Below are 24,446 nucleotides of genomic sequence, written 5' to 3'. Positions count from 1 at the left end.
GGGATGAGCCGGGGCGCCGTCAGCCACGTCCCAGCGCTTCCGGGCGCTGCCACAGGCGGCCGAGGTGGCCGTCCAGCACGCCCAGCGCCTCGTCGGGCGTCAGGTACCCGATCAGCACGTGCGCGGTGAGCCCGTCGGCCAGGGCCAGCAGCGTGTGCGCCTCCCGCGCTGAGGACTCCGTTCCGGAGACGGGATCCGACCCGCCGAAACCGTCGACGGCCTCCCCGATGAGGCGTACGAGGACGGCGTGCAGCCCCGCGTAGTTGTCCCGCAGCACCCCCGCCAGAGACGGGGTCACGGCGGCCTGCGCGAGGAAGGCCAGCCACACCCGCGCCTGCGCGCGGTGCTCCTCCCGGACGAGGGCGACCTCGGTGACGGTGTGACCGAGCGTGCTGCGCGCCGACTGCGCCGGGGACTCCACGACGCGGGCGCGGACACGGGCACCGACCAGCTCGCCGACGTGCGTCAGCGCGAAGACCAGCATCTCCTCCTTGGTGCGGAAGCACCGCTGGACCGCTCCCATGGACACGTCCGCGCGGGCGGCGACGTCGCGCAGGGTGACGCCTTCCAGGCCGCGCTCGTCGGCGAGCAGGCAGACGGCATCGGCGATCCGGAGGCGGCGGCCTTCGTGGTCGATCTGTCGTGGCATGGGGCGGGCCCGCTCCTTCTCCAGTGGTCCGGTTCTCCAGTTTTTCCGATGCGCGCGTATCGGTTAACAGGTTACGGTGCACTCGTTCCGATGCGATCGCATCGGAACGGAACCGAACCGAACGGGAGGAGCGGGCCATGAGCGAACGGGAGCAGGTCACGGGTGAGGAGCGAGCGGGCGAGGAGGGTGCGGGCGAGCGGCTGTGGGAGTGCGATGCCACCGCTCTCGCCGCGGCCGTCCGCGAGGGCCGGGTGACGGCGGCGGAGGTGATGGAGAGCCACCTCGCGCGCATCGCCGAGGTGAACCCGCGCGTCAACGCCGTCACCCAGCCGCTCGCCGCGCCGGCCAGGGCGGAGGCGGCGGCGCTCGACGCGCGCCGCGCGGCGGGGGAGGTGCTCGGGCCGCTCGCCGGAGTGCCGTTCACGGTCAAGGAGACCACCGGCATCGAGGGCGTCCCCACGACCTTCGGCGCGGTGCGCTTCAAGGACCACGTGGCCCGGGAGGACGCCCCCGGTGTGGCACGGCTGCGCGCCGCCGGCGCGATCCCCGTAGGTCACACGAACATGCCCACCCTGATCCTGGCCGGTGTCCACACGCGCAGCGAGCTGTACGGGGACACCGTCAACCCCTGGGACGCACGCGTGACCCCGGGCGGCACCAGCGGCGGCGACGCCGCCGCCGTCGCCAGCGGCATGGCGCCCCTGGGGCTCGGCAACGACTCCGGCGGCTCGGTCCGTCTCCCTGCCGTCTTCTGCGGCGCGGCGGGGCTCAAACCCACCACCGGGCGCTTTCCCGCCGACCACCGCATCGGCCCCGACGACCCGCCGTTCGCCTCCCAGACGCTGGTCGTCGACGGCCCTCTCGCCCGTACGGTCGGGGACCTCCGCGCCGCCTTCGAGGCGCTGGCGGGCCCCGGCGCCGATCCGCGCGACCCCCGGGCGGTGCCCGTGCCGACCCGGCTGGCGCCCCTCGCGTCGCCCCCGCGCGTCGGCGTGCTCGCCGACCCCGGCGGCATGGGCGTACACCCCGACGTCCGCGCTGCCGTCGACGCGGCGGCCGGGGCGCTCTCGGACGCGGGATACGTGGTCGAGGAGGTCGCGGACGTGCCGCGGCTGGAGGAGACGCTGGACGCGTACGGCAGGCTGGTGATGACCGAGTTCAGCGGGACCTGGCCCGTCGTGCGGACGCTCCTGGGGGAGGAGGGGCACCGTTACATCGAGCTGGGCATGGCCCGTACGCGGCCCGTCGAACTGGCGGAGTACCTGCGGCTCGTCGGACTCCGGCTGAACATCCAGCGGGACTGGGCGCGGTTCCAGGAGGAGTACCCGCTGCTGCTGGCGCCGGTGTTCACCGAGCCGCCCATGGAGCCGGGGCTGGAGTCGCGCGACGAGGAGGGGCACCGCCGGGTCACCACGGCGCTGCGGCTGTGCGCGGCGACCAGCTTCGTGGGGGTGCCCGCCGTGGCGCTCCCCGGCGGCGTCTTCGGCGGGCTGCCGCAGGGCGTCCAGGTGATCGGGCGGAACTTCCGCGAGGACCTGTGCCTGGACGCCGCCGCCGAAATCGAACAGCGCGTCGGACGGGTGTGGGGTGGTGCGTCGAGCGTCGTGCTGGGCGGCTGACGCCGGTTTCGCCGAAGTTGTCGCGGTAGGGAATCCGAAGTTGTCCCTCCGGGTGCCGAGTTGGGCCTGAGCCCGTACGGCGCGTCACCGGTATGGCCGTACCATGGCGCGGTGCTGGTCAAGTGGATGCGCTGTTCCGTCGTGGACCGTCGGGGTTTTGAACGGGGTCAGCGGAAGTGGGCGGGGCTGCTCGGCGAGCCTGGATTCCGGGGGCAGGGCGGCGGCTGGAGCCGTGCCCGCGAAGGGGTGGTGCACCTCTTCGGCTTCTGGGAGAGCAGGGCCTTCTACGACTCCTTCATGGCGCGCTCGCACGACCGCCTGCACGCCGCGCAGATCGGCACCTACAAGGACATGAGGGTGCGGCTCTTCGAGTACCGCTTCGACGTGAAGACCGGATTCACTCCGGTCTTCACGGACGCCGACCTGCTCCGCGTCGCGCACTGCCGGGTGCGCAGCGACCGCATCGAGCACTACACCCTCATGCAGGAGAAGGTGTGGAATCCGGCGATGGCCGGATCACCTGGCATGCTGCGCGGCGTGTTCGCGCAGGCGCACACCGAGGACGAGTTCATGGTGCTGTCGATGTGGGACTCGGCCGCCGAGCACGGCAAATACCGCACCGAGCGGGTGGAGCGGCTCGCGCTGCGCGCCCAGACGGGCGCGGACGTGACGGCGATAGCCGGGGACGTGATCGACCTCGAACCGTCCTGGACCGTATGACCCTAGAGTGAGGCTTATGTCGCGTCCCCATCGTATTGTCCTCATCCGGCACGGAGAGTCGGAGGGGAACTTCGACGACACCATCTACGAGCGCGTCCCGGACCACGCCCTCGCCCTCACCGAGCGCGGCCTGCGCCAGGCCGAGGCCGCGGGCGAGCGGCTGCGGAAGGTGTTCGGGCAGGAGCGCGTCTCCGCCTACGTCTCACCGTACCGCCGCACCCACGAGACGCTCGCGGCCCTCGGGCTCGACCCCGGGCTGATGCGGGTCAGGGAGGAGCCCCGGCTGCGCGAGCAGGACTGGGGCAACTGGCAGGACCGGGACGACGTGAAGAAGCAGAAGGCGTACCGCGACGCCTACGGGCACTTCTTCTACCGCTTCGCGCAGGGTGAGTCCGGCGCCGACGTCTACGACCGCGTGGGCGCCTTCCTGGAGAGCCTCTGGCGCAGCTTCCAGGCGCCGGACCACCCGCCCAACGTGCTGCTGGTCACCCACGGGCTGACGATGCGGCTCTTCTGCATGCGGTGGCTGCACTGGACGGTCGCGGAGTTCGAGTCGCTGTCCAACCCCGGCAACGGCGAGATGCGCTGCCTGGAACTCGGCGCCGACGGGCGCTACGAACTGGACCGCCCGTTCGAGCAGTGGTGCACGCCACGTCCCTACGGAGTGTGCGGCTAGGGGTCCTGGGGGCGGGCCTCCGGTTAGAGTCGCGGATCATGAGCGCTGAACCCCATGACCTCGCACGCGGCGAGCGGGTCTCCGGCGCCCTCGCCAGCCTGCGCGGGCTGGCGGTGGGCGACGCCCTCGGCTCGCAGTTCTTCGTCCCCGGCAACCATCCCCTCCTGAAGCGGCGCGAACTGCCGCCCGCCGTCTGGCAGTGGACCGACGACACCGAGATGGCCTGCTCGGTGGTCGAGGTGCTGGCCGGACACGGCCGGATCGACCAGGACGCACTGGCCTCGGCCTTCGCCGAGCACCACGACTTCGACCGCGGGTACGGGCCCGCCGTGAACCGGATGCTGCGGCTGATCCGGCAGGAGAACGGCGACTGGCGGGAACTCGCCTCGGCCCTCTTCGACGGGCGCGGCTCGTGGGGGAACGGCGCGGCGATGCGCGTCGCGCCCCTCGGCGCCTGGTACGCGGGCGACCCGGAGAGCGCGCTGCGCGAGGCCGAACGCTCCGCGTTCGTGACCCATCAGCACCGTGAGGCGGTCACCGGCACGATGGCGGTGGCCGCGGCGGCTTCGCTGGTGGCCGGTGCGGCGGGGAGCACGGCGGGTGCGGGGAGCACGGGGGGTATGGAGGACGCCGGGGAGCCCCTGACGGGGGCGCTGCTGCTGGAACGGGTGCGGGACCTGGTGCCCCGCAGCGCTGTCCAGGCCGGGATCCGCCGTGCGCGGGACATGCTCGACTACGGCGACGTCGGCACGGTCGCCGCCGTGCTGGGCTGCGGGCGCCGCACGAGCGCGCACGACACGGTGCCCTTCACCCTGTGGGCCGTGGCGCGGCACCTCGGTGACTACGAGGGGGCGTTCTGGGCCACGGCCCAGGCGGGCGGCGACGTCGACACGACGTGCGCGATCGTCGGCGGCGTCATCGCGTCGGCCGGGCCCGCCGGGGCCCCGCCGCGCGCCTGGACGCGCTCCACTGAACGGCTTCCGTCGTGGATGCGGACGGGACGCGACGTCACTGGTGACGGTGTCCCCGACGAGGCTGCCCCTGGCGACGGTCCCACGCCCCGGCCCGGGGGAGCGGGCCCGTCGTCGGTCTGATGCGGTCCGTCCGCCGGGCTGGCGTGGTGCGCGCGTCGGGCTGACGCGGTGCGTGCCTCGGTCTGGCGTGGTGCGCGCGCGTCGGTCTGACGTGGTCGTGTCACTGATACGTCACAGCTCCCTTCCGGCTCCGTGGAAGCGCTGGAACAGCGCCTACGGTGTCGCCTAGCCCGCGACTCTGATCATCGATCGTCGCGGCGGGGAGGGGACCATGTCCGACGATTCGCAGAAGAAGCCCGGCGAGCAACAACGCCCGGAAGCGGAGGCCGGGTCAGACCGGCCGGATGCCGCCACGGGCCGGGCCGGTGACGGTCCGGCCGAGCGCCGGAACGGTGCCGGTGACGAAGCCCGCGGCCAAGGAGACGGCCGCGAAGCCGCACCGGAGCAGGAGCCCGCGCCGGTGCAGGGACCCGCGCCGGTACAGGAATCGGAACCGGAACCGGAGCCGGAGCCCGGGTCGAACCCGGCGCCGCCCGAGGACGCCGCTCCCACGGCGCAGTCCCGTGGCCCCGCCCACACGCCCCACCCGGCCCACGCAGCTCACTCGGCCCGACCTCCGTACCCCGGCCCCTACGGCCCGCCGGTCTACGAGCCGCCCCCGCCGCCCGCCTGGGTGCAGGCCATCCAGCCGGACGGACCCGTCGCACCCATGCGTACGGCGACCGCCTGGTCCGTCGTCGCCACCGGCCTGCTCACCGCTCTGCTGCTCGGCGACGGGGTGGGCGTCAACCTGGTGATCATCGCCATTCCCGCCGTCCTCGCCGCTTTCTTCGCCGCGCAGACGACGGGGCGTCACCCGCGCCCGTGGACCCTCATATGGAGCGTGGGCGCGGTGGCCATGCTGGTCGTCCCCGCCCTGCGGGACGCCACCTGGCCCAGCCTGCTCGCCGTGCTCGGCGCCCTGGCCCTCGGCTCGCTCGCGCTCCACGGGAGCGGGGACACCTGGCGTGGCGCCCTGCTGGGAGCCGTCGGCCTGATCGGAGCCGTGCCTTCGGGGGTGAGCTGGGGGTGGAAGGGCGTACGGCAGCGGGCCGGGGGCTCCCGTGACCGGTGGTGGCCCGTGGTGCGTACGGCCGCAGTCGCGGTCGCGCTGCTGGTGGTCTTCGGCGCGCTGTTCGCCGGTGCGGACGCCGCGTTCGCCGATCTCCTCGGGGGCCTGATCCCGGAACTGTCCGTCGTGGACGGCCCGTTGCGGTTCCTGCTCTTCGTCGTCGGCGTGCTGGGCGCCCTCGCCGCCGCCCGTACGGCGGTGGCCCCCTACCGCTGGGATCGCATCGAGACGACACCGGGCCGGGCGCGGGGACGCGTGGAGTGGGCGCTTCCCCTCGTCGTGCTGAACGTACTGTTCGCCGCCTTCAACCTCGTCCAGCTCACCGTCCTCTTCGGCGGCTACGACAAGGTGCTCAGCGAGACCGGTCTGAGCTATGCGGAGTACGCGCGTCAGGGCTTCTGGCAGCTTCTCTCGGCCACGCTCCTCACCCTTGTGGTGATCGCCTTCGCGCTGCGCTGGGCTCCTCGCGGCAGGCAGAGCGACGGCGCCCTGGTGCGGGGCGTGCTGGGCACGCTGTGCCTGCTGACGCTCGTCGTGGTCGTCTCGGCCCTGCGGCGCATGGACCTGTACGTCGACGCCTACGGCCTCACCCGGCTGCGTCTCTCGGTGTTCGGGATGGAGCTGCTGCTCGGGGTCGTCATCGTGCTGATCATGGTCGCCGGAGTCCGTGGCGCGGTCTCGTCACCGGGTGGCAGGGGAGCCGGATGGCTGCCCCGCGCGGTGCTGGCGAGCGGGGGTGTCGCGGTGCTGTCCTTCGGGCTCCTGTCGCCGGACGGGCTGATCGCGGACCAGAACGTGAAGCGGTACGAGCGCACCGGCAAGATCGACCTGGTGTACCTCCAGGGCCTCTCCGCCGACGCCGTCCCGGCCCTCGACCGGCTCCCCGAGCCGCAGCGCTCCTGCGCCCTCCGGGAGATCTCCTTCGACCTGAAGGCCGAGGACGACGAGCCCTGGTACGCGACGAGTTACGGCGAGTCCCGTGCCCGCGCCGCACTCGTCGACCGGCCGCTGCGGCTCGGCGACGGTCCGTGCGGCCGGTCCGACGAGTACGGGGGCGACTCCGGAGGCGAGCACGAATTCGACGAGGGGCCGGAGCCGGGCATCCGCTGAGGGGTGGGCGGGCCGCGGGTGCTGGGGGAGCACAGGGGGTGGTGGGGAGAGGGTGAGAGGGCTGCGGACCGGTCCCTCCCCGCCCCGTCCCGTTTTCGCTCGCCCCGGCCCTGACCGTGCGGGATACGGCGGCTACTCTTGTTGTTGCCATGCCGTACGAACCCCCAACCCACCGCGTCGAACGTTCCCTCCGCGCCACCACGGGAGCGAAGATCGTCGCCGGAGTCGACGAAGTCGGCCGTGGAGCGTGGGCCGGGCCCGTCACGGTGTGCGCGGCCGTCACCGGACTGCGCAGGCCCCCTGAAGGTCTCACCGACTCCAAGCTGCTCAGCGTCAAGCGGCGCAACGAGCTCGCGGAGCTGCTGAGCGGATGGGTCACCGCGCACGCTCTCGGTCACGCCTCCTCGGAGGAGATCGACGAGCTGGGGATGACGGCCTCGCTGCGACTGGCTGCTGTACGGGCGCTGGAGGCCCTGCCCGTACGGCCGGACGCGGTGATCCTCGACGGCAAACACGACTACCTCGGAGCTCCGTGGCGGGTACGGACGGTGATCAAAGGCGACCAGTCCTGCGTCGCCGTGGCCGCCGCTTCCGTGATCGCCAAGGTGCACCGGGACGCGCTGATGGCCGAACTCGCCCCGGAGCACGCCGAGTTCGCCTTCGAGGAGAACGCCGGATACCCATCTCCGGTGCACCGGGCAGCGCTGGAGGAGCGGGGTCCCACTCCGCACCACCGGCTGTCCTGGGCCTTCATGGACGCGCTGCCCCGCTGGCAGCACCTGAAGCGCACCAGGTGCGATCCGGCGGAACAGATCGGCCTTTTCTGATCGAGTTCTGATCGAGCTGGGCGGGAAGCGCGGGTTCCGATTCGAACCCGCTGAAGCGTGCCGCACCAGCGTTTGATAGACATCACTTCATGCCTCTCACCCCTGAGGAGCCACAGATTCACGAGAGTGTCCCGGGCCCGCGCAACGCAGCGGGAACCACCCGAACTCCGCAGGCATCCCGCCCCGCAGCACCCCTTCCCGGACCCCGCCCCTCGGCCCGTCCCGCTCCGCCGCGAGCGGACAGCAAGGGGCCCACTCCGGGGCGGCCCGGCACCGCACGCGCGGGCGCTCCGCCGACGCAGCGCTCCACTCCGGCGTCCGCTGCCGCCACCGCCCAGATCCAGCTGGCCGCCGCCACCGACGCGACCGCCGTGGAGTCCGCCGACGAGGCCGTTGACAAGCTCCTCGACGACGGCCGTGCCCCCGGCGACATCCTGGTGATCACCACGGGCGAGGAGCACCCCTGGGCCCAGCACGAACTCTCCTTCGGCGAGGACGCCTACTGGCGCCAACTGGCCGAAGGCGAGGACGTCTTCTGCGCTCACGCCTCCGCCCTGGGACGTATCGGCCGCCGCGCCGTGGTGGTGCTCGCCGTCAACGGTGGCACGGACTCCGAGGTCGCCGTGGCGCTGCCCGCCGCCTTGGAGAAGGCGGAGACCCAGTTGATCGTCTGCGGTGACCCGCAGCGCCTGCGCTCCCTCCTCTGACCCACCCGGCCCGCACCGCCAGCCCCCGGCGCCCCGGCCCGGCCCGGCTCGCGGGGCGGAGCCGCCGGGCGGCGCGGGCCTTCACGCGACACCGGGAGCGTGCGTCCGGGTGACGCCGTTCCCGTGGCCCGGAGCGCGCCTCCACGTGACGCGTTCCCGTCGCGGGAGCGTGCGTGTCCCGTGCCCTCTCGGCTGCGCGGGCCGCGTGCTCTCGGCCTTCGCGTACGGTCCGCGTGCCGTCCCTGTCCGTCCGCCACGGGGCCGTACGGAACGGAACGGCACACCGGACCGTACGGGCTCACGGGGCCGGACTGGCCCGGCCCCCCGGACCGGACGGACACGCACGGGACCGTACGGTCAGAGCGCCACGGCCCTCGCCGGTATCTCCGCCGCGCCGTCCGCCTCGTGTCGCGGGGCGGCCCCGTGCCGCGGGGCGGGCGGTCGCGCGGCCACGGTCGCGAACGTGGCGCGGGGCCGTCGTCCCCCGCGGTCCTCTCCCAGCACCTGCCAGCCGCTTCGGGTCAGCGTGATGTAAGCGCCGCACCGCAGGCCGTGCAGGGTGCACGCGTCCCGCAACCCCCACATCCAGGCACCGTCCACCTCTGTCCAGCGGGGCTCCCCGTCGCGGCAGTAGAGCAGCACTGCCGTGCGGACGGGCGAGCGGCGGCGCAGGTCGTGCGGGATCACCCGTCTCAGGTGTTCGAGCAGCGCGTTCCGGAACTCCCAGCCGTCCGGGTTCGCGCTGCGCTGCGTGAACGAAGCGCTGGCCGTGAGCCGTTCACCGGGACCGATCACCGCGACCACGGCGGTCCAGGGCCGCGGCAGGTGACGCTCGTAGAGACCGGTGACGATCTCGCGGGGACTGCGCAGCAGGGGGATCCCCGCGGCGGACCATTCCGCGGTCTCCAGGGTGCGGCCCAGTCGGGAAGCGGAATCGGTGGAGGGCGGCGGAGCAAAGCCGAAGGTCACGTTCCTCCCCTCGTCCGGCGTACCGTACTGAATTCTCTCCGGCTCACTCCCTCCACGGCAATGCTCAGGGGTCAAAAGATCAGCCCTGCACAGCGAGGACCAGCGGCAACACCCCTTCCGCGCCTGCCTGACGGAGCATCCTGGCCGCCACCGCCAGCGTCCACCCGGTCTCCGTGAAGTCGTCCACCAGCAGCACGGGGCCGCCCCCCTCCGCCACCGCGGCGGCCAGCCCGGGCGGAACCGTCAGCGCGCCGTGCAGTGCACGGAGCCGTTGCGCGCTGTTGCTGCGCGGCGTCGTGAGGGGCGGGGCGTCCTCGGCGTAGGCCACGGTGCCGAGCAGCGGCATGCGGCCGACCTCCGCGATCCGTTCCCCGAGCGACCGCACCAGCTCGGGCCGCGTACGCGAATCGACCGTCACCACGCCGACGGGCCGTGCCACCGCGTCCGGAGCGCCGGATGCCCATCCTCCCGGCCCCTTCGCCCAGTCGGCCAGGACGGTCACCGCCGCGTCGAGCACATCGCCGGGCACCGGCCCGTCACCGGATTGCGGCGAGAGCAGCGGGCGGAGCCGGTTGCCCCACCCGATGTCCGAGAGACGCCCCAGCGCGCGGCCCGTTCCGGCCTGCTGACCTGCGGGGATGCGGCCTTTCAGGTCGACCCCGATCGCGGGCAGCCCGGTGGGCCACATCCGCCGGGGCTCGACCTCCACGCCCGGCCTGCCCAGCTCCCCGCGAGCGGCCTCCAGGGTCGTCCCCGCGACATCGGCGGTGAAGCGCGCCCCCGCGCAGTTGTCGCAGCGCCCGCAAGGCGCCGCCTCCTCGTCGTCCAGTTGGCGCCGAAGGAACTCCATCCGGCAGCCGGTGGTCGTCGCGTACTCCCGCATGGCCTGCTGCTCGGCCTCACGCTGCCGTGCCACCCACGCGTAGCGCTCGCCGTCGTAGGACCACGGCTGCCCCGTCGCGGTCCAGCCGCCCTTGACGCGGCGCACGGCACCGTCGACGTCCAGGACCTTGAGCATCATCTCCAGCCGGGAGCGGCGCAGTTCCACCAGGGGTTCCAGGGCGGGGAGCGAGAGCGGGCGGTCCGCCGTGGCCAGGACGTCCAGGGTTCGCCTCACCTGCTCCTCGGGGGGAAAGGCGAGTGAGGCGAAGTACTTCCAGATCGCCTCGTCCTCGGGGCCGGGCAGCAGCAGCACCTCTGCGTGCTCCACGCCACGGCCCGCACGGCCGACCTGCTGGTAGTAGGCGATGGGGGAGGAGGGAGAGCCGAGGTGGATGACGAAACCGAGATCGGGCTTGTCGAACCCCATGCCGAGTGCCGAGGTGGCGACCAGTGCCTTGACGCGGTTCGCCAGGAGGTCGGCCTCTGCCGCTTCGCGGTCGGCGTTCTCGGTCTTTCCCGTGTAGGAGGAGACGGTGTGGCCCTGGCGGCGCAGGAACACCGTCACCTCCTCGGCCGCCGCGACCGTGAGCGTGTAGATGATCCCGGAGCCCGGGAGCTTCTCCAACTGGTCCGCGAGCCAGGCCATGCGGCGGGCGGCGTCCGGCAGCCGCAGCACGCTGAGGCTGAGGCTCTCCCGGTCCAGCGGCCCGCGCAGCACCAGCGCCTCCGTGCGCGTCGTCCCTGCCCCTTCCCCTCCTCCCGCTTCTTCCGCCCGGCCACCGGTGCCGAGCTGCTCGGCGACATCGGCCGTCACCCGCGAGTTGGCCGTCGCCGTCGTGGCGAGCACGGGCACTCCCGCAGGCAGCTCGGCGAGCATGGTGCGCAGACGGCGGTAGTCGGGCCGGAAATCATGGCCCCAGTCGGAGATGCAGTGCGCCTCGTCCACCACGAGCAGGCCGGTCGCCGCCGCGAGCGCGGGCAGCACCTGATCGCGGAAATCCGGGTTGTTGAGCCGTTCGGGGCTGACGAGCAGCACATCGACCTCGCCGGAGGCGACTTCCGCCTGGACCGTCTCCCACTCCTCCGTGTTCGCGGAGTTGATCGTCCGTGCGCGGATGCCCGCACGTGCCGCCGCCTCCACCTGGTTGCGCATGAGCGCGAGCAGCGGCGAGATGATCACGGTCGGTCCGCTGCCCTGCCCCCGCAGCAGCGCCGTCGCCACGAAGTACACGGCGGACTTGCCCCAGCCGGTGCGCTGCACCACCAGCGCACGCCGCCGGTCGGCGACGAGCGCTTCGATCGCCCGCCACTGATCCTCTCGAAGGCGGGCGGTGCCGGAGTCATCACCGACGAGGCGGGACAGGACGGTGTCCGCGGCCTGGCGCAAATCTGTGTCGCTCATGCCCCCATGCAACCGGATGCCGCGGACATCAGGCGAACGCGCCCCTGTGGATAACCACGCATTAATACGACTAACTCCGCGTGCTGTGGACAACGCTCGACGCGGACCGCCGCTCACGAGCCACGGTCGAGTCATGACACAGCGCGACAACGAGCACGAACCTCGACATGAGCACGGCCTGTCCCGGGCAACGAGCGGACGAGAGGGAAAGCCAGGTCCCGGCCGGAGCCCGGACAGGGCGGGCGCGGGCGGAGACGAGCCGACGGGACCGGTCCCGGGACCGGCCCCGGGCTCCGGCACCCCACGCCACCGTGCGGGGCCCAACGACGCCTCAGCCTCCGCACATCCCGCGGACCCCGTGCCGAGCAGCACGCCCGCGAGCCCTCAGCCGCCTCGTGGGCACCACATTTCATCAAGCCCTCACGCGCCTCCCCTGCCCGAGGACTCCGACCGTCCCGCGCCCAGCGCGCACCGCACGCACCCGGTGCCGGGCAACGTGGCGGAAGTCGCCCTGCGCGGCCCGGCTCAACTCGCCGACGCACTGCCCTACCTCCTCGGGTTCCACCCGGACGACTCCGTCGTCGTGGTCGCACTGCACGGCGAGCGCGGGCGCTTCGGCGGGCGCATCAGGATCGGCATCCCGGCGAGGCCGGAGGAGTGGCCCGCCCTCGCGGACCAGGTCGCGGCCTGCCTTGAGACGAGTTGCACCTCCCGGGGCGAGCGGCCGGATGGCGCGCTCCTCTTTCTGTGCCAGGACCCGGCCGTGGGGGAGACGGCCGGTTCGGTCATGGAGCGGCTGCGCCCGCTGGCCCAGCGGCTGCGCACCGCCTGCGGTGAGCGCGAGATGCCCGTCTACGAAGCGCTGTGTCTCTCCGACGGGCGCTACCGCTCCTACTGCTGCCCCGATTCGCACTGCTGCCCGCCGGAGGGCAACCCCATCGCGATGTCCGGCACCTCGCCCATGGCAGCCGCGGCTGCCTATACCGGCCTCCGGGTGCGCGGCTCGCTGCGGGACATGGAAGCGCGTCTCACGGCGCTCGGCCCGCCTGGGGCCAGCCATCAGCAACGGGAACTGGACGCCGCGGGAGCGGCCCTCGTCCCGCGGATGCTCGTGTGCGAGGGACGCCGAGCCGTACGCGCCGAGACGCTCGCACTGGCCGGGCGGCTCATGGAGCGCTTCCGCGACACCGTGCCCGATGCCGAGCACTGGCCGACAGCCGACGCGCACGATGACAGCCTCCTCTCGGACACCGAGGCCGCCACGATGATTCTCGGCCTCCAGGACCGCAAGACACGCGATCAGGCGGCGACGTGGATGGAGGGGCTGGACGTCGCCCCCGCGCTGCGGCTGTGGCGGGCGCTCGCCCGGCGCTGTGTCGGGCCCTACATCGAACACGCAGCGGCCCCGCTCACCCTGGCGGGCTGGGTCGCCTGGTCCGGAGGCGACGAGACGACGGCACGGGTCGCCCTGGGCCGCGCCCTGCACACGGATCCGGAATACGTCTTCGCCCAGTTGCTCCAGCGTGCCTGCAACGACGGCCTGGATCCGGAACCTCTCCGTCGCGGTATGCGGGCCGAGCGGGCCGCCAGGCTCGCCGCGCAGAACCGGACACGCTCCGGTTCCGGGCCCAGGGCCACCCCGTGACCCGGGGCAGCGCCGGCCGTTCTGCTCCATGGCGGACGGCGGTCGTCGCACACCGCACATGTCCCACACTTCCGGCCCCGGCCGGTTGGAGAAGAGGAAGCGGAGGAACGCGTATGTCCCCGGCCCCACGGCCAACGCCACCCCGTCCCGTCGTCCCGCAGCCAGGCGCCCCACCAGCGCTGCCGGCCGTGCGGAACCCCAGGGCTCCGCACCCCGCCCCTGCCCCCATCGGCCCTGGCCGGAACACGTCTGACGGATCCGGCAAGGCACCATCGCCAGGTGCCCGGGCAGGAGCGCGGCCTGTGGCGCCACCACCCAGGCCCGAGTACCAGCCCGCGCACACCTCCCTCATCGGCGTCTCCGCGCCCTCGCTCGTGATCAGCGCCGATCACGGCCAGTTGACCGGCTCGGGCATGGAGGGGTTCTTCCACGTCGGCCGCAGAGTGATCGCACGCTGCCAACTGCGCGTCGACGGCCGGGAACCCTCACCTGTCCAAGGCCGGATGATCGACGCGGGCCAGGCCCGGTTCGTCGCCGCCGCACGCACGGCGACGTCGCCCGGACCCGATCCGGAGATCCTCGTCGAACGGCTCCGCTCCGCCGAGGGGACCGAACGCATCACGCTCCGGAGCGCGGCGGCGGGCACAGTGCGGTTCCCCGTCGAAGTCCGGCTCGGAACGGATCTCGCCGAACTCGGTGCCGTCGCGGCCGGGGCGCGGAGCCCCGAACTCCCCGCCGACGTCCATGGGCCGGGCCTGTCCTGGTCCTCCGGGAGCCTCCGGGCGACCGTCACGTCCGACCCCGCCCCTGACACCGCCCTGGCCTCGGCCGGACTGCTCCGCTGGGAGTGGGAGCTGGCTCCCGGCGCCTCCCGCTCCGTACTGCTCACCGTACGGCTGGAGCCGTCACGTTCCGGAAGGGAGCCTCTTCGGGCGGCACAGGGCCCGGCCGGCCTGGCACGGCGTTCGGAGAGACCTCCTCGCCCATGGGGCGCGGCCGGGGCGGAGGGGGACGACGGCAGGGTGCGCGAGCTGTTCCGCACCTCTCTCGACGATCTGGGCGGCCTGCTGCTGCGTGACGCCGCCTGTCCGCCGGACCTCCATCTGGCTGCGGGAGCGCCCTGGCGCTGCTCACTCGCACCCGCGGAGGCCCTGCGGGCGGCGAGGATGCTCCTTCCGCTCGGCACCCGCCTCGCGGCCGGGACCCTCCGCACCCTCGCGCGAACCCAGCTCACGGCGCCAGGTCCGGAACACGGCAGGATCCCGGGCCCGCTCCGCAACGCGGGCCCCCACGCTCCCCCTCGCTGTACGGGTACCGAGGCGACCCTGCTCTTTCCCGCCGTCCTCGCCGAGGCGTGGCGCTGGGGCCTGCCCGCGCGCGAACTGGAACTGCTGTTTCCTGCGGCCAGGCGCTGCCTTGGATGGCTGCGCGCACACACGAAGGCGGGCGGATATCTGCCCGACCCCGCACCGGAAGGCCCGTTCCGCTGCGAGACGCAGGCGCACGCGTACCGAGCGGCGCTGCTCGGCGCCGATCTGCTGGAGGCTCAGGATGCCGACGAGGAAGAGGAGTTGCGCGAGTGGGCGGCGGCGCTGAGGGAGCGGTTCAGGCAGGACTTCTGGCACGAGAACAGAGGTGGTGGCCGACCGCTGTCACTCCTCGCCACCGACGGCGCCACCACGCCGTATCTCGGCTCCACCGCCGCAGAGTTGCTGGACACCGGGCTCACCGCCGGCGGACTCCAGGCCGAAGGACTGCTCGACAAGCCGCAGACTCAGCAACTGGCCCGTCTCCTGGGCGGCCCTTCCCTCGACTCCGGATGGGGCCTGCGCAGCCTCGGAGCGAAGGAACCCCGCCACAACCCCTTCGGCCACCGCAGCGGAGCGGTCCGGGTCGAGGAGACGGTGACGGCCGTGGTGGGCCTGGCGAACGCGGGTCACGAGAACGAGGCGGGGGCGCTGCTCCGAGGCATGGTGGACGCGGCGGAGACCTTCGGATTCCGGCTGCCGGAGATGTACGCGGCGGAGCAGCGCACCGAGGGCAGCGTGCCGCTGCCGCATCCGTCCGCCTGTCGTCCTGCGGCTGTCGCCGCCGCCGGGGCGGTACGGCTGCTCACCACGCTGGCGGGCGTGCGCCCCGACGTCCCGGCGGGGACGGTGACGGTGCGCCCGCTGTCCACAGCGCCACTGGGGGCGGTGCGGTTCACGGGGCTGAGGGTGGCGGGGGAGCCGTTCGCCGTACGGGTCAGCAGACTCGGCCTCGGCCTGGTCGAGGAGGTGTCGGAGGGGCTGCACCTGCGGGGATGAGTGTTTCCGCCTCGGCCCCGGGCCGGCGCTTCGGCAACGAGCGCGATGCCACGACGGACGCACAAGGGAAGAGCAGCAGAGTGGCGGAAGAGGTGGAGAAGGTGCGGGAGAACGGACTGTTTATCGTCAGGGAGACGACTATGATCGCGCCATGCCCTACGATCCGTCGGCCTTCCCGCCCTTCGCCGTCACCGTCGATCTGGTCGTGCTCACGGTACGCAGGCATGCGCTGTGCGCCCTGGCCGTCCGGCGTGGCGAGTCGCCCTACCAGGGGCGATGGGCGTTGCCCGGGGGCTTCGTGCGGGCGGACGAGGATCTCTCGACGGCAGCGGCACGCGAACTCACCGAGGAGACAGGGCTGCGCGCCCACGATCCGGTCGGCCAGAATCCTGTCGCGCATCTCGAACAGCTCGCGACGTACGGCGATCCGCAGCGGGACCCGCGCATGCGCGTGGTCAGTGTCGCCCACCTCGCGCTCGCCCCTGACCTGCCGTCACCCACAGCGGGCGGCGATGCGCACAGCGCGCGCTGGGCCCCCGTCGAGACTCTGCTCGGAGTCAACGACGGACTGGCCCGTGATGCCGACCAGGCCGCGCCGCTCGCCTTCGACCACGACCAGATCCTCGCCGACGGGGTGGAGCGGGCGCGTTCGAAGATCGAGTACTCCTCGCTCGCCACCGCCTTCTGCCCGCCCGAGTTCACGGTAGGGGAGCTGCGGAGGGTGTACGAGGCGGTATGGGGCGTGGCCCTCGACCCCCGGAACTTCCACAGGAAGGTGACGGGAACCCCGGGGTTCCTGGTGCCGACCGGAGGGACGACGACCCGTCAGGGCGGACGGCCCGCGCAGTTGTTCACCGCGGGAGGCGCGACACTGCTCAACCCGCCGATGCTCCGCCCCGAGGTCTGACGGCCGGGTCCCTGGGCCGGGCCCCGGCCGGGGGCCGCCGATGTCCGGGAGGCGCGGCCAGGGAATGGGTCCGCTGGAGGGGAGGAGGGGCGAGGGGCGGGGCGCGTCGCGTAGAAAGTCGGACATATCGCGTTATCTTTCATGGGTGCATCCCCCATGTGTTCTGCGGGAGAAGCGATGATCCAGGCCATCGGACTCACCAGCGTGCCCCGCCGCCACGAGCAGCCGGCTGTCGACGACCTCACCTTCGAGGCGCGCGCCGGACGTGTCACCGTGCTGCTCGGACCCGAGGGTGCGGGCAAGACGAGCGCGCTGCGGATGATGCTCCAACTCGACCCGGGCCGTGGCGTGGCCCTCTTCCGCGGGCGCCCCATGCACCGGATCCCGCATCCGGCACGCGAGATCGGCGTGCTCCTCGGCGATGTCCCGGGCCACCCGTCGCGCACGGCGCGCGGGCACCTGCGCATGCTGACCGCGGTCGCGGGAGTCCCGGTGGGCCGGGCCGACGACGTGCTCGACGTGGTCGGTCTGAGCGGGCTGGCCGACCAGAAGCTCGGGGCGTTCTCGCTCGGCATGGACCGTCGGCTGGGCGTCGCAGCCGCGCTCCTCGCGGACCCGCACACCCTCGTCCTCGACGAACCCGCCCACGGGCTCTCGCCCCGGGAGGCGGGCTGGCTGCACGGTCTGCTGCGCGGCTACGCGGAACAGGGGGGAGCCGTGCTCGTCACCTCCCGCGACCCACGGGAGGCCGCACGGCTCGCCCACCGTGTGGTCACCCTGGACGAGGGCCGTCTCGTGGCGGACCAGGAGGTCGCGGACTTCGCCCGTACACGGTTGCGCCCTCGCGTGGCCGTTCACACCCCGCATGCCGAGCGGCTGGCCACGGTCCTCTCGCAGGAGGCGCGCCGGGCGGACCGTACGGCCGGGGCGGGCGGACGCATGGAGGTGGTGCGCGAGGGCGGGAGTCGCCTCTCCGTGTACGGCAGCACCTGTGCCGAGGTGGGGGAGGCCGCGTACCGGCACGGGATTCTCGTGCACCAGCTCGCCGACGAGATCGGCGACGCCGGGGACGTCTCGCCCACACCGCTCCTGGCCAGGGCCGACGGTCGCCACGCGGGAGGGACCGTGTCCGTGAACGCGGCGGCCTCCACGACGCCCGTGACCCCCGAGGCCCCGGCGGCCCCGGCGGCCTCGGCACCTCGGGAGGCCGAGGTGCCGGTTCCCAGCAGGCCGATCGTGCCTCACGCCGTGTCCGCGGTCCTCTCGTCCTTGGTAGACCACCCCTCGGCCTCTCCCGATTCGGGTCGCCGCGCCGCACGAGGCACTGCTGTCGCCCGCCTCTCCGGCGCCGTCGCCGCCGACACCGGCCGGTCCCCGGGCGGTAACTCCCCCTCCGGCGACGGCCGGGCCTCCGCCTCACCGGAAACCCTCAAGGCCCCCGAGGCCCCCAAGGGGCCAGGGACAGGGCCCCCGGACAGAAAAGGCTTCCCATCGCGGCCCGGGGCGGGCTCGTCCGGCCAGATGGTTCAGCTCCCGCCGCGTACCCCGGCTGTGCCTCGCCCGGGCCCCGTGGCGCCCCTCCGCTACGAACTGCGCCGTCTCTTCGGCGTGCGTATCACCTGGGTCGTCCTCGCGATGGCACTCGTGACGGCCTGGGCGTCGGCGATGCTCCTCGCCCGCACCGGAAGCGGTGCGGACGGCACTTCTCCCGCGTTCGCGGGCGGCGCCCTCGCGCCGGTCTTCCGGCTGCTCATCGGCTGGCCCGCCGTGACCGGCTTCTTCCTTCCGCCCTCGGCACTCGCGGCGGGCGTGCTCGGGGCGCTCGCCTTCGGGCACGAGTTCCGCTACCCGGCCCTGGCCCCCGCGCAGGCCCCGGTCCCGCGCCGCCTGGGCATGCTCGTCGCCAAACTCGGCGTGTCCGCGGCGACCGCGGCCCTTCTGTGCCTCGTGACCGCCGTCGTCAACGCCGCGACGCTGACCCTCGCCTTCGGCCGCGACGTTCTCGCTCCCGCTTCCGGCCCGGTCGCCCCCGTCCGCTTCGCGGGCGCGGCCGGCTGGGAGGTGCAGGCCATGGCGATCGTCGCCCTCGCCGTCGGGTGCGCGTGGGCGGGGCTGCTGGCCGCCGGGGTCTTCCGTTCCGCCGCCGCGGGGGTCCTCGCGGTCGCGGCGGTGCCGTTGCTGGTCGCGCCCGGGATGCGGACGCTGCTCAGCGGACCGGCGGGCAGATCCCTCGACGGGCTGCCCGAGCGGCTGGAGGCGGCGGTTCTCGTGCCGGTGCCCCCGGGGCTGGAGCACTGGATGGTGATCGCACTGCACTTCGCCTCACAACCCGTCGGAAGGGCGCTCGCGTTGTCGCTGACCGCACTGCTGTGCGCGTACGTCTTCACGTCGCTGCGCAGCAGAGCGCGCTGACCTTGGTCCGTCCCCTCCCGGAGGGCCCATCGAGGCCCCGTCCCCGCCCGGCGCCGGGAACCGATGACCGCCGTACCGCGTCTTCCGCACTCCGCCCCCGGCGCGCAGGGGAAATCCCCAACCACCGCGTAGAACACCGGAGATGAAAAGGGTGTCCATTTCTTTCCGATAAGGCGTCAATTGTGAGGAAGTCAGCGATCACCCTTTCGTGTGCTTTTCACCAAAGCCCTCAAGGCGGTCCTGAGCGCCGCCGACAAAGGATGCGTGACTACCCTTGCGCACACCATGATGACCGCGGCCCGCTCGGCCGAAGCCGGATTCGCCGGTCCTGGCGAGCTGGACCGCTACGCGTACCCCGAGTCCTCCGGAGCGGCACGCACGACCACCAACGCCCCTGCCTGGGAAGGTCCGGAAGCCGACATGAGCCGGGTCGGCCGCCGCGCCGCTGGCAGCCGCGGGCGTGGCCTGCACGGCCAACTCGTCCAGCAGCTCGGCCAGATGATCGTCTCCGGCGACCTGGGCGCCGACCGCCCGCTCGTGCCCGAGGAGATCGGGCAGCGCTTCGAAGTCTCGCGCACCGTCGTCCGTGAGTCCCTCCGCGTGCTTGAGGCCAAGGGCCTCGTCAGCGCCCGTCCCAACGTCGGCACCCGCGTCCGCCCCGTCAGCGACTGGAACCTCCTCGACCCCGACATCATCGAGTGGCGGGCCTTCGGCCCGCAGCGGGAGGACCAGCGCCGTGAACTGAGCGAGCTGCGCTGCACGATCGAGCCCCTCGCCGCAAGGCTCGCGGTTGGCCAGGGCCGGGAGGAGGTGCAGCAGCGCCTCGCCGACATGGTCGAGATCATGACCCACGCGCTCGCGCAGGGCGACACGATCACCTTCTCCCGCGCGGACGCCGAATTCCACGGACTGCTGGTGCAGTCGGCAGGCAATCGCATGCTCGAGCACCTCGCGGGAATCGTTTCCTCGGCCCTCCAGGTCTCCGGCGGCCCCGCCACCGGCTGCGAGCGGCCCACGGAGGCGTCCGTCGCGCACCACCGCCGGGTCGTCGAGGCACTCGGCGCGGGGGAGGCCAACGCCGCCGAGTCCGCGATGCGCCAGCTCCTCTCGACGGGGCCCGACGGCGAGGCTCGCCCGGCCGCGCAGCAGGGTGCTCCGAGCGGCGCCGATCATGTGGTCCCCGCGCCGCGCGAGCACTGAGCCCGCGAGGACCGCTGCCCGGCCATGGCGTAAGGCGCGCGGTGTGCGGCGACCCCCGCACCTCCGCCTTGGCGCCGGCCGGTTCGTCACCGGGTCAACTCGCCGCACGGGCAACCCCCGTTCCGGCGAACCCGGCGACGCCTCCCGTGGCCGTCAGCGCATACGGCCGTGCCGTCGGACGTCCGGCGACACGGCCGTATCCATGCCGGAGCGATCCGTTCCGCGCCCGGCCCTGACCCTGACCCTGGCCCTGATCCAGGCGCTCGACCCGTGCGCCGGGCCCACTCACCGGCCCGTGCGCCTGGACCACCCACCGGCCCGCGTGCCTGGTCCGCCCACCGGCCCGGACCGGCGCACCCCGGCCACCGGGCACTCACGCCCCGGCCACCGCGTCGCCGGACCACCCCGCCGGCCTGCCGGGCACCCCGCCGCCACGGTCCTGAGGGAGACGGGCCCGCACGAAGCGGCCCCCGCGCGGCGGACCCGCCGGTGTCAGCCCGGTCCGCGTGGGTACCTGAAAGCACCGGAGAGTTCCGTCCGTCCGCGTGCCCGCACACGCCCGCCACACCGGAAGCGGCGCGGTGTGAGCGTGCGGCAGACGGGGCGGAGGGTGTACGAGCCCAGAAGCAGGGTCAATTCGTCCGGTTCTCACCGCATACACCCGGATACATGGTGTGACTCGGACCACGCGGATGGGGCGTAACGCTTCTCGCTCCAGCGCGATGACTCAAGAGGTGACAGCCGAGGAGGGAATACGGACACCGTGCGTGGCGCTCACGCAAGGCACCGTTTTCCACCACTGCTCAGCCCGCGCCGTCGGTCTCTCCGCCGTCGGTCCGCCGTATCCACCGTTCCGAGAGGTTGTTCGTGTCGGCCAGCACATCCCGTACGCTCCCCGCGGAGATCGCCGAGTCCGAATCTGTGATGGCGCTCATTGAGCGGGGAAAGGCTGAGGGGCAGATCGCCGGCGATGACGTGCGTCGGGCCTTCGAGGCTGACCAGATTCCGCCAACCCAGTGGAAGAACGTTCTGCGCAGCCTCAACCAGATCCTCGACGAGGAGGGTGTGACGCTGATGGTGAGTGCCGCGGAGGCGCCCAAGCGCACCCGTAAGAGCGTCGCAGCGAAGACCCCGGCCAAGCGCACCGCCACCAAGACGGTCGCCGCCAAGCCCGCCACCACCAAGAGGGAGGCTCCGCGCCCCGGAGCCCCGGACACCCGCACCCCCTCCGCTGACGACGTCGCCGGGGACACGGCGGCGGACTCCGGCAGGAAGCCCGCAGCCAAGAAGGCCGCCGCCAAGAAGACGGTGGCGAAGAAGACCACGACGGCTGCCGCCGCCAAGAAGACCGCCGCTCCCAAGAAGACGGCCGCCAAGAAGTCGGTCGTCGACGAGCTGCTCGAAGGCGACGACGAGCTGGTCGAGGAGCTTCCGGCCAAGCCGGCCAACAAGCCGGGCGCCGACGACGGCCCGACGGCCGAGGTCAAGAACGAGAACGAGGGCTTCGTCCTCTCGGACGACGACGAGGACGACGCGCCGGCCCAGCAGGTCGCCGCCGCGGGCGCCACCGCCGACCCGGTCAAGGACTACCTCAAGCAGATCGGCAAGGTCCCGCTGCTCAACGCCGAGCAGGAGGTGGAGCTGGCGAAGCGCATCGAGGCGGGTCTGTTCGCCGAGGACAAGCTGGCCGCCGCCGACAAGCTCGCGCCGAAGCTCAAGCGCGAGCTGGAGATCATCGCCGAGGACGGCCGCCGGGCCAAGAACCACCTGCTGGAGGCCAACCTCCGCCTCGTGGTCTCCCTGGCCAAGCGCTACACAGGGCGCGGCATGCTCTTCCTGGACCTGATCCAGGAGGGCAACCTCGGTCTGATCCGCGCGGTCGAGAAGTTCGACTACACCAAGGGCTACAAGTTCTCGACGTACGCGACGTGGTGGATCCGCCAGGCCATCACCCGCGCCATGGCCGACCAGGCCCGCACCATCCGTATCCCGGTGCACATGGTCGAGGTCATCAACAAGCTCGCGCGTGTCCAGCGTCAGATGCTCCAGGACCTGGGCCGTGAGCCCACCCCGGAGGAGCTGGCCAAGGAACTCGACATGACCCCGGAGAAGGTCGTCGAGGTCCAGAAGTACGGTCGTGAGCCGATCTCCCTGCACACCCCCCTCGGTGAGGACGGCGACAGCGAGTTCGGTGACCTGATCGAGGACTCCGAGGCGGTCGTTCCGGCCGACGCGGTCAGCTTCACCCTCCTCCAGGAGCAGTTGCACTCGGTCCTGGACACGCTCAGCGAGCGTGAGGCGGGCGTGGTCTCGATGCGCTTCGGTCTCACGGACGGCCAGCCGAAGACGCTCGACGAGATCGGCAAGGTCTACGGGGTGACGCGTGAGCGCATCCGTCAGATCGAGTCCAAGACGATGTCGAAGCTGCGCCACCCGTCCCGCTCTCAGGTCCTCCGCGACTACCTGGACTGAGCCCCCGAGCCGCTGAGCCCCCGAGCCGACGCTGGCTCAGGCTCAGGCTCCGGCTCCGGTCGGGAATCGGCCACGGCAGACCGAAGGCCGGTGCCCCCTCACGCAGAGGGCACCGGCCTTCGTCGTGTGCCGCCTCAACCGCCCGTCCGCGTGACGCTCCGGATGCGAACACCGCTTCGGCGGATCACGCTGGGTGGTTCCGGAGTCCCGTACGGTCAGGAGGCTGTATGCGTTCCCTTCGTGCCCTCCGCTGCCTCACACCTCTGCTGCTCAGCGGCCTCATGGCCGCCCTGCTCGTGCCCCAGGCTTTCGCCCGTGACCGCGTCATCGTGGGCGGTGATGCGGTACGGGTGGAGGACCACCCCTGGGTGGTCGCCCTCGCCAGCCGTGACCGCTTCGGCAGTGCCCGCTCGGGGCAGTACTGCGGGGGCGCGCTGGTGGGGAAGCGTACGGTCATCACAGCCGCGCACTGCCTCAGCAAGCCCGTTCTGGGGACCGACTACCGCAATGTCAAGGATCTGCGCGTGCTCGCCGGGCGCGGTGACCTCAACAGCAATACGGGCCGCGAGCTGCCGCTCCGCAAGGTCTGGGTCAATCCGGACTACGACAGCCGGACCAACGCGGGCGACATCGCGGTCCTGACCCTCTCCAGGTCCCTGCCCAAGGCGTCCGCGGTGCCCATGGCGAAGGCCGGAAGCCCCTCGTACCGGCCCGGGACCCGGGTCAGGGTCTTCGGCTGGGGGGACACGACCGGGAACGGAAGTTACGCCTCCGGGCTGCGCGCCGCATGGGTGAGCCTGCTGAAGGACACCGTCTGCGCACGGGCGTACCCGGGAAGTTCTGACGGAAAGTTCGACCGGAAATCGATGGTCTGCGCTGGGCTGACCAGGGGCGGCCGGGACGCCTGTCAGGGGGACAGCGGCGGACCGCTGGTCTCCCGGGGTCGCCTGGTGGGCCTGGTCTCCTGGGGCACCGGTTGCGGGGACGCGGGTCGGCCCGGCGTCTATACGAGGGTCTCGGCCGTGCTGGACATGGTCCGGAAGCACGGCGGCGGCTGAAGCGAGGACGCGAATGGGGCCGAAAAGAGCCCCTCGCTCCGTGTAGCGGCGGCCGGGCCCGGCAAGGGCGCCGGGCCCGGCCGGGTCGGCACACCCCGACCCGGCCTTTCCTTGGCCGCCTCACAGCCTCCTGGGCGCCGACTGAGGCCCGGAACGCGGCGACCAGGTGCGATGGGACGAGAACGGGCGGCCATCCCGGTCTGGTGCCGGGAGTGGCCGCCCGTCGCGTCCGGCCCTGGGCCGGTCCGAGCTCGTCGGATGGGACGCGATGCGTCAGGTCAGCGAATCAGTGTTCGTCCTCACCTGAGGTAGCGGGAGTAGCCGTGAGCTTCTCCGTCTCGTCCTGTATCTCCGCGGCGATCTTCTTGAGCTCCGGCTCGAACTTACGGCCGTGGTGGGCGCAGAACAGCAGCTCTCCGCCGCTGAGCAGAACGACGCGCAGGTACGCCTGGGCGTTGCAGCGGTCGCAGCGATCGGCGGCCGTCAACGGGGTCGCGGGGGTCAGAACAGTAGTCACGTCGCCTCTTCTCTAGCTCGACGAGCTGTCGTACCAGGGTCAACATCCAACCAGGCCGAAAACGTTCCCGCTCTCGGCGTTTCCTCAGAAAATTTCTCTGCGAGGCGGCCGGACGTTGCCGGGTGGCGGCGAATGAGCCGTATTACTTGGTTTGCGTTGTATTCACGTTGTTGTCGCGCTTGTCCCGTTCTCCTGGTGAAGCCATCATCACGCTTCGTTCAAG

The 24,446-nt window shown here is 72.5% G+C and carries 18 protein-coding genes; 14 read left to right on the top strand and 4 right to left on the bottom strand.

The annotated features are described in order from the left end of the window. Positions 1-19 precede the first annotated feature (19 nt). A complete protein-coding gene (locus tag ACWGJ2_RS16055; protein WP_453346706.1) occupies positions 20-649 on the bottom strand; it encodes a TetR/AcrR family transcriptional regulator in 630 nt (209 codons plus the stop codon). A 137-nt stretch (positions 650-786) separates the two neighbouring features. Here ACWGJ2_RS16055 and ACWGJ2_RS16050 point away from each other — a divergent pair, with 137 nt between their 5' ends. The 7 genes from ACWGJ2_RS16050 to ACWGJ2_RS16020 all read left to right on the top strand — a co-directional run bounded on the left by ACWGJ2_RS16050 (position 787) and on the right by ACWGJ2_RS16020 (position 8,453). Continuing rightward, positions 787-2,268 (top strand): amidase, encoded by a 1,482-nt coding sequence (locus ACWGJ2_RS16050; protein ID WP_453346705.1) that lies wholly within the window; start codon positions 787-789, stop codon positions 2,266-2,268. A 111-nt stretch (positions 2,269-2,379) separates the two neighbouring features. Next, entirely contained in the window at positions 2,380-2,988 is a 609-nt protein-coding gene (locus ACWGJ2_RS16045) for a YdbC family protein (RefSeq protein ID WP_453346704.1), read from the top strand. Positions 2,989-3,004: 16 nt separating this feature from the next. Continuing rightward, positions 3,005-3,664, top strand: coding sequence for a histidine phosphatase family protein (locus ACWGJ2_RS16040; protein WP_453346703.1), 660 nt, complete (start codon positions 3,005-3,007; stop codon positions 3,662-3,664). A gap of 38 nt (positions 3,665-3,702) precedes the next feature. Then, positions 3,703-4,758 carry an ADP-ribosylglycohydrolase family protein gene (locus ACWGJ2_RS16035; RefSeq protein ID WP_453346702.1) on the top strand — a complete coding sequence of 352 codons (1,056 nt, stop codon included), beginning with the start codon at positions 3,703-3,705 and terminating at the stop codon, positions 4,756-4,758. Between the two features lie 211 nt (positions 4,759-4,969). Then, the gene (locus tag ACWGJ2_RS16030) at positions 4,970-6,919 is read left to right on the top strand and encodes a DUF4153 domain-containing protein (protein WP_453346701.1); all 1,950 of its coding nucleotides are present in this window, start codon (positions 4,970-4,972) and stop codon (positions 6,917-6,919) included. Between the two features lie 149 nt (positions 6,920-7,068). Continuing rightward, a complete protein-coding gene (locus tag ACWGJ2_RS16025; RefSeq protein WP_453346700.1) occupies positions 7,069-7,746 on the top strand; it encodes a ribonuclease HII in 678 nt (225 codons plus the stop codon). A gap of 89 nt (positions 7,747-7,835) precedes the next feature. Further along, complete coding sequence (locus ACWGJ2_RS16020; RefSeq protein WP_453346699.1) at positions 7,836-8,453, top strand: hypothetical protein; 618 nt, start codon at positions 7,836-7,838, stop codon at positions 8,451-8,453. A 357-nt stretch (positions 8,454-8,810) separates the two neighbouring features. Here the strand turns inward: ACWGJ2_RS16020 and ACWGJ2_RS16015 are convergent, their stop codons facing one another. Both ACWGJ2_RS16015 and ACWGJ2_RS16010 read right to left on the bottom strand, forming a co-directional pair. Further along, complete coding sequence (locus tag ACWGJ2_RS16015) at positions 8,811-9,422, bottom strand: hypothetical protein (protein ID WP_453346698.1); 612 nt, start codon at positions 9,420-9,422, stop codon at positions 8,811-8,813. 79 nt (positions 9,423-9,501) lie between these two features. After that, a complete protein-coding gene (locus ACWGJ2_RS16010; RefSeq protein ID WP_453346697.1) occupies positions 9,502-11,706 on the bottom strand; it encodes a DEAD/DEAH box helicase in 2,205 nt (734 codons plus the stop codon). Positions 11,707-12,202: 496 nt separating this feature from the next. On the opposite strand from ACWGJ2_RS16010, the gene ACWGJ2_RS16005 reads away from it, so the two are divergent. The 7 genes from ACWGJ2_RS16005 (at position 12,203) to ACWGJ2_RS15975 (ending at position 23,706) form a co-directional block, all read left to right on the top strand. Next, positions 12,203-13,351 carry a DUF4192 domain-containing protein gene (locus tag ACWGJ2_RS16005; protein ID WP_453346696.1) on the top strand — a complete coding sequence of 383 codons (1,149 nt, stop codon included), beginning with the start codon at positions 12,203-12,205 and terminating at the stop codon, positions 13,349-13,351. A 113-nt stretch (positions 13,352-13,464) separates the two neighbouring features. Beyond that, positions 13,465-15,657 carry a glycogen debranching N-terminal domain-containing protein gene (locus tag ACWGJ2_RS16000; RefSeq protein ID WP_453346695.1) on the top strand — a complete coding sequence of 731 codons (2,193 nt, stop codon included), beginning with the start codon at positions 13,465-13,467 and terminating at the stop codon, positions 15,655-15,657. A 151-nt stretch (positions 15,658-15,808) separates the two neighbouring features. Further along, a complete protein-coding gene (locus tag ACWGJ2_RS15995) occupies positions 15,809-16,564 on the top strand; it encodes an NUDIX hydrolase (protein ID WP_453346694.1) in 756 nt (251 codons plus the stop codon). Between the two features lie 177 nt (positions 16,565-16,741). Beyond that, positions 16,742-18,976, top strand: a complete 2,235-nt coding sequence (locus ACWGJ2_RS15990) for an ATP-binding cassette domain-containing protein (protein WP_453346693.1) — start codon at positions 16,742-16,744, stop codon at positions 18,974-18,976. A 210-nt stretch (positions 18,977-19,186) separates the two neighbouring features. Next, positions 19,187-20,176, top strand: coding sequence for a FadR/GntR family transcriptional regulator (locus ACWGJ2_RS15985; RefSeq protein ID WP_453346692.1), 990 nt, complete (start codon positions 19,187-19,189; stop codon positions 20,174-20,176). An 867-nt stretch (positions 20,177-21,043) separates the two neighbouring features. Continuing rightward, positions 21,044-22,648, top strand: coding sequence for an RNA polymerase sigma factor (locus ACWGJ2_RS15980; RefSeq protein WP_453346691.1), 1,605 nt, complete (start codon positions 21,044-21,046; stop codon positions 22,646-22,648). A gap of 227 nt (positions 22,649-22,875) precedes the next feature. After that, a complete protein-coding gene (locus ACWGJ2_RS15975; RefSeq protein WP_453346690.1) occupies positions 22,876-23,706 on the top strand; it encodes a S1 family peptidase in 831 nt (276 codons plus the stop codon). 286 nt (positions 23,707-23,992) lie between these two features. On the opposite strand, the gene ACWGJ2_RS15970 is transcribed toward ACWGJ2_RS15975, so the two are convergent. Next, on the bottom strand, positions 23,993-24,223 hold the full coding sequence (locus ACWGJ2_RS15970; RefSeq protein WP_453346689.1) for a DUF7455 domain-containing protein: 231 nt from the start codon (positions 24,221-24,223) through the stop codon (positions 23,993-23,995). Positions 24,224-24,446 lie beyond the last annotated feature (223 nt).

It is taken from the genome of Streptomyces sp. NPDC054796, from assembly GCF_053611545.1.
This window is presented reverse-complemented; position numbering and strand designations above follow the sequence as displayed.